General features: G+C 62.3%; 8 protein-coding genes and 2 rRNA genes. 2 read left to right on the forward strand and 8 right to left on the reverse strand.

Features of this window, described 5'->3' with window-relative positions; all coding sequences use genetic code 11:
- Positions 1-11: 11 nt before the first annotated feature.
- From AC1PLA_RS20630 to rep, 3 genes are all read right to left on the reverse strand, one after another.
- Entirely contained in the window at positions 12-1,046 is a 1,035-nt protein-coding gene (locus AC1PLA_RS20630) for a DUF4272 domain-containing protein (RefSeq protein WP_104544535.1), read from the reverse strand.
- A 150-nt stretch (positions 1,047-1,196) separates the two neighbouring features.
- A complete protein-coding gene (locus AC1PLA_RS20635; RefSeq protein WP_349780238.1) occupies positions 1,197-1,787 on the reverse strand; it encodes a GNAT family N-acetyltransferase in 591 nt (196 codons plus the stop codon).
- 63 nt (positions 1,788-1,850) lie between these two features.
- A complete protein-coding gene (rep, locus tag AC1PLA_RS20640; RefSeq protein WP_024937657.1) occupies positions 1,851-3,827 on the reverse strand; it encodes a DNA helicase Rep in 1,977 nt (658 codons plus the stop codon).
- 113 nt (positions 3,828-3,940) lie between these two features.
- On the opposite strand from rep, the gene AC1PLA_RS20645 reads away from it, so the two are divergent.
- Both AC1PLA_RS20645 and AC1PLA_RS20650 read left to right on the forward strand, forming a co-directional pair.
- Complete coding sequence (locus AC1PLA_RS20645; protein ID WP_349780237.1) at positions 3,941-4,576, forward strand: thymidine kinase; 636 nt, start codon at positions 3,941-3,943, stop codon at positions 4,574-4,576.
- 522 nt (positions 4,577-5,098) lie between these two features.
- Positions 5,099-6,343 carry a GAF domain-containing sensor histidine kinase gene (locus AC1PLA_RS20650; protein WP_024937659.1) on the forward strand — a complete coding sequence of 415 codons (1,245 nt, stop codon included), beginning with the start codon at positions 5,099-5,101 and terminating at the stop codon, positions 6,341-6,343.
- Between the two features lie 147 nt (positions 6,344-6,490).
- On the opposite strand, the gene AC1PLA_RS20655 is transcribed toward AC1PLA_RS20650, so the two are convergent.
- The 5 genes from AC1PLA_RS20655 to AC1PLA_RS20675 form a co-directional block, all read right to left on the reverse strand.
- Entirely contained in the window at positions 6,491-8,092 is a 1,602-nt protein-coding gene (locus tag AC1PLA_RS20655) for an OpgD/OpgG family glucan biosynthesis protein (protein ID WP_104569608.1), read from the reverse strand.
- A 68-nt stretch (positions 8,093-8,160) separates the two neighbouring features.
- Entirely contained in the window at positions 8,161-9,264 is a 1,104-nt protein-coding gene (locus tag AC1PLA_RS20660; protein WP_481105267.1) for a DUF4380 domain-containing protein, read from the reverse strand.
- Positions 9,265-9,448: 184 nt separating this feature from the next.
- Positions 9,449-10,264 (reverse strand): bifunctional DNA-formamidopyrimidine glycosylase/DNA-(apurinic or apyrimidinic site) lyase, encoded by an 816-nt coding sequence (gene mutM / locus AC1PLA_RS20665; RefSeq protein WP_481106243.1) that lies wholly within the window; start codon positions 10,262-10,264, stop codon positions 9,449-9,451.
- A gap of 287 nt (positions 10,265-10,551) precedes the next feature.
- Positions 10,552-10,666, reverse strand: a 5S ribosomal RNA gene (gene rrf, locus AC1PLA_RS20670).
- Between the two features lie 112 nt (positions 10,667-10,778).
- Positions 10,779-13,659 (reverse strand): 23S ribosomal RNA (locus AC1PLA_RS20675).
- Positions 13,660-13,823 lie beyond the last annotated feature (164 nt).

Genomic DNA, 13,823 nt, shown 5'->3' on the forward strand with positions numbered 1-13,823 from the left:
GGCCGGCCCGCTTACGTCGGCGTATCCACCTCGTCCCAGTCGGCGTCTTCGAAGTGCAGCAGCCAGTTGAGGGTGTAGTGACGCTCGTAGACCACGCCCGGCACGATGCCGGCCGGTGGCGGTTGCTCGCTCTGGCCGGCCTGGCGCACCGCCCAATGCAGGCGCAAGTGCCGGTCCAGCGCATCCAGCAGCTCGGGCACCGGCCGTAGCGTCAGCGACGGCCGCGTCGCGGCTTCGGCATGCTCCAGCGCGCGCTGGGCGGCCAGGGGTACATCGCACAGGTCGGTCGGCTCCGGCAGCGCCTCGGCCAGCCCCAGGGCCCACTGCAGCACGGCCAGGCTCTCGTAGCGCCAGCCGAAGTTGGCGAGCTGCTGGGGCTCCGGCGCAGGCTGGGCAAAAAAGGCGCGCTCCTGCGGCGACAGTGCCGCTGCCACACCGGGCAGGCGGGCGTCCATCGCTTCCAACGCCGGTGGCGTATCGCCGGCGGCCAGCATCTCCGCGCGCAAGGCCACCGCAAACAACGCCAGCATGCGCTGCGTCACCGCCGCCGCATCGCGCACCCGTGCTTCGGCCTCGCCAGGCACCGGCGGCAGGCTGGGTGGCACGCGGATGCCTTGCGCGGTCAGCTGCGCGAGTTGCTGCGCACGCCGCTGCAAGGCATCCGGCGGATACGGCACCTGCGCCTGCTCATCGATCGCCGGCTCGCCCTGGCTGATCAGCACCCGCCCATGCGGATCGCGCACGCTACCGTCGGCCAGGAAACACACCGCGTTGGCCTGCTCGGCCCACTGCGCCAATTCCCCGAAGGCCGCATCGTCGACCTCGAAGGTGAAGTGCTGGCGCACACGCTGCACATGCCGCATCAGGTGATAGCGCGGCTGGGTCATCTGGCCGTCGCCGGCCTGATTCACGTAGCCGACGAAGCCATGCAGATGCGTGGCCAATTCCGGATCGGCGTGGTCGCGGTGCTGCACGGCGGCGCGCGGCAGGAAATCCGGCCACAACGGCTCGCGCAGCGTGGAATAGGCGTTGACCAGCAATGGCATGCAAGTGTCCTTGTTGGGGCGACGGACACAACGACGGCGCTCATCGCCAGGCAGGTGCGGTGCGGAGTCGCTGCGCCCTTCGTCCACCGAAGTACCTGCGCGCCGTGCCCGCCGCGCTGACGACTGTTTGCTGCGTTGTGTCGGCCGCGTTCAGCGGTGAGAGTCGCCGCCAGGGTGCCGCAGGCCTGCCCGGCTGTCCATGTCGGCCGGAGCGAGCGCGATCGTGTAATACAGCACCGGGTGGTCCTCCTGGCTCAACACGCGCAGGCCTTGCCGCTGCAATCCGAGTTTTTCCAGCGCGCGAATCGAATCGGCATTGTCCGGCGACACGATCGCGCACAGCTGCGGCAACCCCAGCACATCGCGCGCATGGTCCAGCACTGCGCGCCCGGCCTCGCTGACATAGCCCTTGCCGCGGTGCTCGGGCAGCAGTGCAAAGCCGATATGCGGCATCGGCAAGGTATCGCGGCACAACAACCCCAATGTGCCGGCAAACGTCCCTTCGGCGCGCGTCTCCACCGCCCAGTGCGCAAAGCCGTATTTTTCCTGGTGCGCCTGCGCCCACTCACGCAGATGATCACGTGCCTGCTCGCGGGTACGTACACCGCGGTCGTTGATGCCGGCGATGAAGCCGGGGTCGTTGACCAGCGTCAGCACGGCGTCGGCATCGCGCTCGGGATCCAATGTCCGCAGGCGCAAACGCGGGGTTTCGATCACGACAGTCACGGCGCACTCCGGCATCAGGGCAAACCAGACTGCCGTGCAGGCGGGTCGCTGGCAAGCCTGCGTGGTACGCAACAACCGCTAGTCGAACAACGCCTGGATCGCCGCCAAGCCCGCGCTGGCGCGCTCTTTCTTGCGCTCGGCATCGGCCACCGGGTCGGCACCATCGCGCTGCAATTCTTCGGCCGGGATCTCGTCGAAGAAGCGGCTGGGCTTGAGCCGCACATGCTCGCCGAACTTGCGCGTCAATTTGCTGTGGCTCATCCACAGCTGCTCCTTGGCGCGGGTGATGCCCACATACAGCAGCCGGCGTTCTTCCTGCAGGTTGCCTTCTTCCAGGCTCACTTCATGCGGCAGCACGCCGTCCTCGCAGCCGACGATGAACACATAACGGAATTCCAGGCCCTTGGACGCGTGCATGGTCATCATGCGTACCTGGTTGCCGCCATCGTCCTTGTCGTTGCGCGACAACAACGCCAGCTGCGCGGCCAGATCGCTGGCACTTGCACCACGCGGGCCGCCTTCAAACCACTCGGCCAGCTCGTCCAGATTGCGCTTGCGCCGCTGGAAGCCGGTTTCGTCCTTGGACTGATTGCGCAGGTCGTTGAGCAGGCCGGATTTGTCGGCCAGCATGCGCACCAATTCCCCCGCCGGCAGCCTGGCCGAATGCTCGCGCATATCGCGCAGGATATCGGTGAACGCACTCAGGCCATTGGCCGCACGCGGCGGCAGGTGCTGCAGCGCGCCCATCGACTCGGCCGCGCGCGACATAGGCACCGACTTCGCACTGGCAAGCTCGGCCAGCCGCGCCAGCGAGGTCGCTCCGACCTCGCGCTTTGGCGACTGCACGGCACGCAAAAACGCTGCGTCATCTTCGGGGTTGACGATCAGCCGCAACCACGACAGCACGTCCTTGACTTCCTGCCGCTCCAGAAACGCGGTGCCACCGGTCAGGTGATACGGCACGCGCAGCAGCTGCAGCGCCTTTTCCAGCGGCCGCGATTGGAAATTGCCGCGGAACAGGATGCAGAAATCGCTCCACGGCACCTGCTTGGCGGTACCCAGGAACGAGATCTCAGCGGCGACCTTTTCCGCTTCGTGCTCGCTGTCGCGGCATTCCCACACGCGGATGCGCTCGCCGTCGGCCTGATCGCTCCACAGGGTCTTCAAGTGCTCGTGCGGGTTGTGCGCGATCAAGGCATTGGCCGCACGCAGCACGCGGTTGGAGCAGCGGTAATTCTGTTCCAGCTTGATGATTTCCAGCGCCGGATAATCGCGGCCCATCTGCTGCAGGTTTTCCGGATTGGCACCGCGCCAGGCGTAGATGCTCTGATCGTCGTCGCCCACGCAGGTGAAGTTGCCGCGCGGCCCGGCCAGCATTTTCAGCAGCCGGTACTGCGCATCGTTGGTGTCCTGGCACTCGTCCACCAGCAGGTAGCCGATGCGCTCGCGCCAGCCCATCACGATCTCTTCGTTGGCCTCCAGGATCTGCACCGGCAGGCGGATCAGGTCGTCGAAGTCCACCGCGTTGAAGGTGGTCAGCCGCGCCTGGTAGCGCTCGTACAGGCTGGCGGCTTCCTTTTCGCGGTTGCTGCGTGCCGCCGCCATCGCCTGTTCGGGCGACAGGCCGGCGTTCTTGGCGCGCGAGATCAGGTTCTTGGCATCTTCGATCGCGTCGGGCTTGGCGCCGTGCATCAGGTCCTTGATCTGGGCGGCGGCATCGTCGGAATCGAAGATCGAAAAGCCGCGCTTCAAGCCGGCAGCGGCGTGCTCGATCTGCAGGAACTTCAGCCCCAGCGCGTGGAAGGTACAGATGGTCAGGCCATCGGCGCCATCGCCACGGATGCGCTTGGCCACACGCTCGCGCATTTCCTTGGCCGACTTGTTGGTGAAGGTGATCGCGGCGATGCGCTTGGCCGGATAGCGGCCGGTGGCGATCAGGTGCGCGATCTTCTCCACGATCACGCGCGTCTTGCCGCTGCCGGCACCGGCCAGCACCAACAAGGGACCTTCGCAGTGCAGCACTGCGGCGCTTTGCGGGGGATTGAGACCGTGCATAGAGGCTTCCAACATAGCAGGCCATTGTACCGGCGCCGCGCCGGGCAGGCCTGCGCAGCCGGTTCATGCAGATGGCTGTCACCGCCGGCCGCCCGGCCCGGTAAAATCCACCAATGGCCAAGCTCTATTTCTACTACTCGGCAATGAATGCCGGCAAGACCACCACCTTGCTGCAGTCGGCGCACAACTACCGCGAACGCGGCATGCGCACCTTGATCCTCACGCCCAAGCTCGATCACCGCGCCGGCAGCGGCGTGGTGGCCTCGCGGATCGGCCTGCGCGCGGACGGGCGCACCTTCGATCGCGGCACCGAGTTGCAGCAACTGATCGAACGCGACATCCAGGCCGAAGGCGCGCTGCATTGCGTGCTGGTGGACGAGGCGCAGTTCCTCAGCCGTGGCCAGGTCTGGCAGTTGAGCGAGGTGGTCGACCGCCTGCGCATTCCGGTGCTGTGCTACGGCCTGCGGACCGACTTCCGCGGCGAGCTGTTCGAGGGCAGCCAGTTCCTGCTGGCCTGGGCGGACGAGCTGGAGGAGATCAAGACCATCTGCCACAGCGGCAGCAAGGCCACCATGACCGTGCGCGTGGATGCGCAAGGCCACGCGGTGCAGGACGGCCCGCAGGTGGAGATCGGCGGCAACGAGCGCTACGTGTCGGTCAGCCGCGCCGAGTTCAAGAAGATCATGCGTGGCGAAGGCCGCATCGACCCGCTGCAGATCGCGCTGCCGCTGCCGCCGGCGGGCGCGTAACGCTCCACGGCATCGCGCTGACTGAGGTGCAGCGCGACGCCGAGAATGTCGCCTGCCGCGGGCAATGCCGATCTTCTACGAAACCGGGCATCGGCATGTCGCCCAGTGAGAATGGCATCGTCATGCCGAAGCGGTTGCGCACCCGACGAAGCCTTGCCCACGCACAGATACCGTCCTTGTGCGGCGGCCATGACCCGATCCCGCCAGATGGTCTTGATGCGCGGATCGCGACACGCCACTTCCTGGATGATTCGGCCTTGCCGCGCCGGGTATTTGCCCGCCATCGGGCAGGTAAACCGCCGTGGTAACTGGCTGAAGAATTCAGCCGAAATGCCGTTGACGCGCTGCTCCGGTATGCACGTGTGATGCGTCGATAAACCCCTGCAGGCATTCGATCGCCGCTGTATTTCCGCTACACATCAACAGGCGTATCGTTGCGGTGCCGTTGCAGCGATCCGCGCGCAACCAGGCGCAACCACAGTCCTGTAAACTGGCGACCATCCACTTGTCGGGAGGCAATTCATGGGTCCGCTTCCTCCCGAGTTACGCGCAGATATCGCGCGTGTTGGCCGGCTATCGTCGGTCCCGGATGTCCTGACCATTCTCACCCGTCTGACCGGCATGGGGTTCGCGGCTGTTGCGCGCGTGACCGATACGCGCTGGATCACCTGCCAGGTCCGCGACGAGCTGTCGTTCGGCCTGGCGCCCGGCGACGAGCTGCCCCTGGTCACCACTTTCTGCGACAGCGTGCGTACCCAGGGCAACGCGTTGTGGTTCGGCCATGCCTCCGAGCACCCGGTCTTCCGCGACCACCCCACGCCGCGGCTGTACGGCTTCGAGAGCTATGTGTCGGTGCCGATCAAGTTTGACGACGGCAGCGTGTTCGGCACCTTGTGCGCGCTGGACCCGTTGCCGCGCGTCATGGACGCGCCGATGGTGGAAAAGGTCGAGCTGCTGGCGCAACTGCTGGCAGCGCAGATCCAGGCCGAGCAGCGTGCCGAAGAGAGCGCGCAGGAATCGCGGCGCGCACGCAGCGAGCTGGGGCGTATCGGCGCCTCCGCGCGCCTGCGCGAAGAGTTCATCGGCATCCTTGGCCACGATCTGCGCAACCCGCTGCAGTCCATGCATGCGGTGGTGGACATGCTGGCGATCGACCCGCTCAACCAGCGCCAGGGCGGCGCGATCCGGTCGATGCAGCGCAGCCTGCGGCGCATGGAAGAACTGATCGACTTCGCCAACGATTTCGCGCGCGGTATCGAACGCGACTGGCTGCAACTGGACTACGGCAACGGCAGCGACCTGCTCGATGCCTTGTCGCAGGTTGTCGATGAAACCCGCGCCGCGTATCCGAACCAGGTGCTGTCCACGCATGTGGCCATCGACGAGCCGGTGCATGGCGATGCGGTGCGCCTGGCACAGATGTTCGGCAGCCTGATGATCAACGCCGTGGTGCAGGGGCAACAGAGTTCGCTGATCAAGGCGGTCGCGGTCACCGAGCAGGGCCGCCTGCGCATTGAGGTCTGCAATCTGGACGGGATCGATCCACGCCGGCTCGACGTGTTGCAGGCCTCCACCCATGTGCACACCGGCGGACGCGCCTTGCCCGAAGTGGATCTGGGCCTGCACATGGCCGCCCAGATCGCCCGGGCCCATCAGGGCGAACTGCGCATCCTCAGCGGCAAGGACGGCACCTGCTTCCGGGTGGACCTGGCCTGCGTGCGCCCGCGTGCGCGCATGCAGTTGGTCAACAGCTCGACGTCGGCCTGAGTCCGAGGCGCCTGGGCGCCGCATCCGCGACTGTGCGGCTGCAACGCAGCCGCGGTCGACATCCTAGATCGGCGGCCTGTCGTCACTGCGCCATCCGCACCTGCCTGACAATCGCTTTCCTTATCGGTCGCGCGACGTCCCTGTGCGCTAGTAGATCTTGCGCTCGCTCGCCGGTGGCGGCGTCCACTGGTACAGCCAGGTTTCGGTCAGCGGCTTGCCGTTGGCGCGCAGAAACAGGCGGATATCGATCTGCCGGGTACTGTCATCCGGCGGCACCAGGTCGAACATCGCCCGATAGCCCTTGAGCTCATGCAGCGGACGCGCCGACACGATCTCGGTGCTGCCACGCGACACCTGGAGAATGGCCTCGACCTTGGCTTTCGGGTCCTTGGCCAACGCAGCCAGTTCGCCCCCGGCAAAATCCACCGCAAACCGCCACGAGAAATGGCTGCGCTTCTGCCCGACGATGCCGCCCAGGCCGGTGCGCGTGGCCACGCAGTGCGCCAGCGGCGAGCTGGCCGGCGGATGCGCGCCCCAATACAACCGGTACCCCATCAGCAACTCTTGCCCCGGCTGCGGCTTGTCCTGCGGATTCCAGAACGCCACGATGTTGTCGAAGGTCTCGTCCACGGTCGGAATCTCGACCAGCTGCACCGAGCCCTTGCCCCAGCCGTTCTTGGGTTCCACCCACAGGCAGGGGCGCTTCTCGTAGAACACGCCGTCGTCCTGATAATGGTCGAAGTTGCGATCGCGCTGCAGCAGGCCGAATCCGCGCGGATTCTCATCGACGAACATGTTGAAGCGCAGCTGCGGCGGATTGCACAACGGCCGCCAGATCCACTCGCCGCCGCCGGTCCACATCGCCAGGCCATCGGTGTCGTGGATTTCCGGCCGCCAGTCCCAGTCCATGCGGCGATCGTTTTCCCCGACCTGGTACATGCTGGTGCACGGACCGATCCCCAATCGCTCGATGGTCTTGCGCGGGTAGAGCGCGCTGTCGATCTCCATCACCAGCACCTCGCCATTGGTGATGGCAAAGCGATACGCACCGGCAACGCTGGGCGAATCCAGCAGCCCGTACACCACCACGGTGTTCGAATCGTCGGCCGGCTGCTCCAGGTAATAGGCGATGAAGTCCGGGAACTCCTCCGGCCCACCGGTACCGGTGTCGATCGCCAGCCCGCGCGCCGACTGCCCGTACTGGCCTTCCTTGCCGACCGCACGGAAATAGCTCGCGCCCAGGAAGGCCGAGAAATCGCGATCGGTGTCCTTGCGCGTGTTGAGACGGAACCCGGCAAAGCCCAGGTCCTTGGGCAACTGCTTGCCGCCCAGCCCGCTGCTGCCGTAATCGAACGCCGCCGGATCGTAGGCCAGTTGCTGCGCCTGGCCGTCGACGATGTCGTAGATGTGCACGGGGGTATGGAAGTACAGCCCCAGATGGAAGAACTTCGCCTGGAACTTGCCGTTGCCGTCGGCCCATAGTGCATGGTCCTGGCGGTAGCGGATCGACTGGTACTGATCCCAGTTCAATGCTTCCAGCGACCCCGGAAGCAGCTGCTTATGGCTCTTGTAAGGCGCCGTGGCCAACGCACGCGCCTGCCCCTTGAGCCAGCCATAGTCGAATGGTTGCGGCTGTCCCAAGCGACGCAGACCAACGGCCTTGGCCGCCAACGCCCACTGCGGCAGCGCCGGCAAACCGAGCGCGGCCAATGCGGCGGCGGCATTCTTCAGGAAGTGGCGTCGTTGCATGCGCATCGGTCTGCTCAGGGAATGGCCGCCATCATAGCCACAGCTCGGCACGGAGGTGAATGCGGAGGTCAGGGCGCGGCAGACGAAGGCGCGCACGCATTGGTCAGCTGCAGCTCCTTAGCCTTGCTGCACAGGAACTGGTGTTGGGCCTGCTGCACGTCGGGTCCGGTGTAGCGCAGCAAGGTCCATTGCTCGTTCGCCTGCATGCGCTCGCCCGGCGCCAGCTGCCGGTACGGTGCGTGCACTTCCATTTCCAGCAGCCCGCGCTCGGGATGCTGCGGCGGCGCGTCCAGATACAGTTCCACCTGCCCTTGCTCCGGATGGATCGCCGACAGCGGCTGGTGCGCAAAGCGGATCACCAACACCTGGTCGCCCGCAAAGCCCGCCATCCAGCCTGCCGAAGGCTGCAACAATACCTTGCCGCGCTGAATCAGCCCGTCCTGTCGTGCATCGGCACGTAATGCAAACACACCGCCTTGATGCCGGTAGGCCGGCGCAACCGTGCCGGCCTCTGTCGGCGGCTGCAGGCGAATGTCTGCCGCGTCGGCCACCGGTACGAACACGCGCGTGCCCGCCGCGACCCGCGTGTTGAACCACAGATCCCAGCCGATCGGCTCCTTGCGAATATTCCGAGCGATTGCTTCCACCTCCACGGTATCGGCACGCGTGGATGCAAGAGCCACGCGCTTGCGTAGCTGCACGCCGGTGACCGGACTGGGCACGCCTTCCAGGATCAGTTGATCGTCACTACGTGTGACTGCACGCGTGGTTGCCAATGACAGATACGGATCCGGTGGCCAAACCGCGGTGGCCGCCTTACGTGTGAGGTTGACCTGTTGATGCACCCACCACTGACTCTGCGGCCCTACCCAGACATCGTGGCCGAGATACGGGATATCGCCGGCAGTCGCGAATACTTTTGGCGCGGGCTGCTGATCAACTGCCTCACCCGTCTTCAACACGTTGGGGTGTCCACGCAAATTGAAGGACAGCACGCGCCCACCGAACGCGGGCGTAGCACTGAGTTCAACAACTCCGTTGTGCAACTGGATGCGCTCAACTGCAGGTTTGGTGCTGGACGCAAGCTCATCCGCGTATGTGTCTGTTGCCAGCGGCAACGCTGATGCACCCACAAGCATGATCGGCATTAAGTAGCGCAGTGAGGCAGGCATGGACGACTCCAATCGCAGGACGTCACGATTGTGGCGCGATGCACGGCAACGCACCATCAAGCAATCGGCCACTGTGACTCCAAGCGCGCCGTTTGCTGTTACCCGAGGGCTACTGGCCAGCTGTCGTAGCTGACGCAGAACTGGAGGCTGGTGTTTCGATCAGCGTGGGTCATCTGTCCGGCGTTCAACGCTGGCAATTACTACACCACACCGTCGCACGTTGCCCGATCGTGGCGTGTTTCAAGACACGTCCACACTGCTTGCAGGCTTCACCCTCGCGCCCATACACCGTGAGTTCCTGCTCGAAGTAACCGAGCGCCCCGTCCGGGCTGATGAAATCGCGCAGCGTGGTACCGCCGCGCTGGATGGCGTAGCCGAGGATGTCTTTCACCGCCGTGGCCAGGCGCCGGTAACGGTCCAATGACACTTTGCCCGCTTCGCGTAATGGGCTGATTCCGGCGCGATGCAGGCTTTCTGCCGCATAGATATTTCCCACGCCCACGACGACCGCCTGATCCATCAGAAAGGTTTTCACTGCCGCGCGCCGGCCACTCGCCAGTGCATGCAGATAATCGCCAGTAAATGCATCCGATAATGGTTCCGGGCCGAGTGCCGCCAGCAGATCGTGCACGTGTGCATCGCTCTGCCACAACAGGCAACCAAACCGACGCGGATCGTTGAAGCGCAGGACACGGCCATTTTCCAGGCTGATATCCACATGATCGTGCGCCCGCGGCGGGGTATCGCCAGGTAACACGCGCAGACTTCCCGACATTCCAAGATGCAGCAGCGCGCTGCCGCCGGCATCGGTATCGATCAACAGGTATTTGGCCCGGCGACGCACATCGGTAATGGTCGCGCCGGGCAACAAGCGTTCGATCTGCTCAGGAATCGGCCAGCGCAGGTCGGGGCGTCGCAAGATGACGCCATGGATGCGTTGGCCGACCAGATGCGGAGCCAGTCCACGCAAGGTGGTTTCGACTTCGGGCAGCTCGGGCATGCAGGTCTCCAATTGGCCAGGCCGGCGGTGCACCGACACCGATTCAATATGGTGGCCAACGGCAGTAAATCCAGCTCGTCGCCCCAGTCTCGTTACGGTGCTCGATTGCGCCAGTGGAGCGTCCGAGTGTCTGATTGCCGTGGCGCTACTCGGCTTCAGCTCTGCCTCTGCCTCTGGCTTGGCTTTAGCTCTGGCTTTGGCTTTGGCTTTGGCTTTGGCTTTTCGCGGCCGAATTTCGCACAAAAAGAAACCCTCAGTCCTATTGGACTGAGGGTTTCGGGTAAAGCCCCTGGCGATGACCTACTCTCGCATGGCTTGAGCCACACTACCATCGGCGCAGCTGCGTTTCACTTCCGAGTTCGGGATGGGATCGGGTGGTTCCACAGCGCTAATTTCACCAGGGAGACGGTTGGAGCAGCGCTTCACAGCGCTCGTCTCGCATAGGTAACTTGTGACGTAGCTTGCGTTTGGTGATCTACCAACGTTCGTTGGGACCAAGGCAACTTGAGGTTATATGGTCAAGCCGCACGGATCATTAGTATCAGTTAGCTCAATACATTGCTGTACTTACACACCTGACCTATCAACCACATAGTCTATATGGTTCCTTTAGGGGGCTTGTGCCCCGGGAAGTCTCATCTTGAGGCGCGCTTCCCGCTTAGATGCTTTCAGCGGTTATCGCTTCCGAACATAGCTACCCGGCAATGCCACTGGCGTGACAACCGGAACACCAGAGGTTCGTCCACTCCGGTCCTCTCGTACTAGGAGCAGCCCCTCTCAAACTTCCAACGCCCATGGCAGATAGGGACCGAACTGTCTCACGACGTTCTGAACCCAGCTCGCGTACCACTTTAAATGGCGAACAGCCATACCCTTGGGACCGACTACAGCCCCAGGATGTGATGAGCCGACATCGAGGTGCCAAACACCGCCGTCGATATGAACTCTTGGGCGGTATCAGCCTGTTATCCCCGGAGTACCTTTTATCCGTTGAGCGATGGCCCTTCCATACAGAACCACCGGATCACTAAGACCTACTTTCGTACCTGCTTGATCCGTCGATCTTGCAGTCAAGCACGCTTATGCCTTTGCACACAGTGCGCGATGTCCGACCGCGCTGAGCGTACCTTCGTGCTCCTCCGTTACTCTTTAGGAGGAGACCGCCCCAGTCAAACTACCCACCATACACGGTCCCTGATCCGGATAACGGATCTAGGTTAGAACGTCAAGCACGACAGGGTGGTATTTCAAGGATGGCTCCACTGCAGCTAGCGCCACAGTTTCATAGCCTCCCACCTATCCTACACAGACGAACTCAACGTTCAGTGTAAAGCTATAGTAAAGGTTCACGGGGTCTTTCCGTCTTGCCACGGGAACGCTGCATCTTCACAGCGATTTCAATTTCACTGAGTCTCGGGTGGAGACAGCGCCGCTGTCGTTACGCCATTCGTGCAGGTCGGAACTTACCCGACAAGGAATTTCGCTACCTTAGGACCGTTATAGTTACGGCCGCCGTTTACTGGGGCTTCGATCAAGAGCTTCGCCTTGCGGCTGACCCCATCAATTAACCTTCCAGCACCGGGCAGGCGTCACACCCTATACGTCCACTTTCGTGTTTGCAGAGTGCTGTGTTTTTGATAAACAGTCGCAGCGGCCTGGTTTCTGCGACCCTCTTCAGCTATAGCTCGCATGAGCCACCAAAAAGGGTGCACCTTCTCCCGAAGTTACGGTGCCATGTTGCCTAGTTCCTTCACCCGAGTTCTCTCAAGCGCCTGAGAATTCTCATCCTACCCACCTGTGTCGGTTTACGGTACGGTCTTCGTGAGCTGAAGCTTAGGAGCTTTTCCTGGAAGCGTGGTATCAGTGACTTCGCCATAAAGGCTCGTCTCGGTGCTCGGTCTTAAAGGATCCCGGATTTGCCAAAGATCCAAACCTACCGCCTTTCCCCGGGACAACCAACGCCCGGTACACCTAACCTTCTCCGTCCCTCCATCGCACTCACGCGAGGTGCAGGAATATTAACCTGCTTCCCATCGACTACGGCTTTCGCCCTCGCCTTAGGGACCGACTAACCCTGCGTCGATTAACGTTGCGCAAGGAAACCTTGGGCTTTCGGCGTGCGGGCTTTTCACCCGCATTATCGTTACTCATGTCAGCATTCGCACTTCCGATACCTCCAGCAGACTTCTCAATCCACCTTCGCAGGCTTACGGAACGCTCCTCTACCGCGCATAAAACAAGTTTTATGCACCCCAAGCTTCGGTTCACTGCTTAGCCCCGTTAAATCTTCCGCGCAGACCGACTCGACCAGTGAGCTATTACGCTTTCTTTAAAGGGTGGCTGCTTCTAAGCCAACCTCCTGGCTGTCTATGCCTTTCCACATCGTTTTCCACTTAGCAGTGAATTTGGGACCTTAGCTGTGGGTCTGGGTTGTTTCCCTTTTCACGACGGACGTTAGCACCCGCCGTGTGTCTCCCGGATAGTACGTACTGGTATTCGGAGTTTGCAATGGTTTGGTAAGTCGCGATGACCCCCTAGCCATAACAGTGCTCTACCCCCAGTAGTATTCGTCCGAGGCGCTACCTAAATAGCTTTCGAGGAGAACCAGCTATCTCCGGGTTCGATTAGCTTTTCACTCCTAATCACAGCTCATCCCCGTCTTTTGCAACAGACGTGGGTTCGGGCCTCCAGTACCTGTTACGGCACCTTCACCCTGGCCATGACTAGATCACCCGGTTTCGGGTCTACTGCCCGCGACTATGCGCCCTTATCAGACTCGGTTTCCCTTCGCCTCCCCTATACGGTTAAGCTTGCCACGAACAGTAAGTCGCTGACCCATTATACAAAAGGTACGCAGTCACTCTTGCGAGCTCCTACTGCTTGTACGCACACGGTTTCAGGATCTATTTCACTCCCCTCTCCGGGGTTCTTTTCGCCTTTCCCTCACGGTACTGGTTCACTATCGGTCGGTCAGGAGTATTTAGCCTTGGAGGATGGTCCCCCCATATTCAGACAGGGTTTCACGTGCCCCGCCCTACTCGTCTTCACTGGAGTGGCCCTTTTAAATACAGGGCTATCACCTTCTATGGCCAATCTTTCCAGATTGTTTTTCTAAAGCCATTCCAGCTTAAGGGCTGCTCCCCGTTCGCTCGTCACTACTTAGGGAATCTCGGTTGATTTCTTTTCCTCCGGTTACTTAGATATTTCAGTTCACCGGGTTCGCTTCCAGCAGCTATGAATTCACTGCAGGATACTGCCGAAGCAGTGGGTTTCCCCATTCGGACATTGCCGGATCAAAGCTTGTTGCCAGCTCCCCGACACTTTTCGCAGGCTACCACGTCCTTCATCGCCTCTGACCGCCTAGGCATCCACCGTGTGCGCTTATTCGCTTGACCATATAACCCCAAGTTGCCTCGGAGTTACATGCCGTGTTGTGTGGGGTACAAAGCCACCAACGCGAACATACGACTCAATTATTTAGGGACTCGAAGTCCCCGCCTTAGCCTCAACGACACGTTTAGATAGATATCTCAAACGCTCGCTACGTCACAAGTTATAA

Source organism: Xanthomonas sp. NCPPB 1826, from assembly GCF_056725285.1.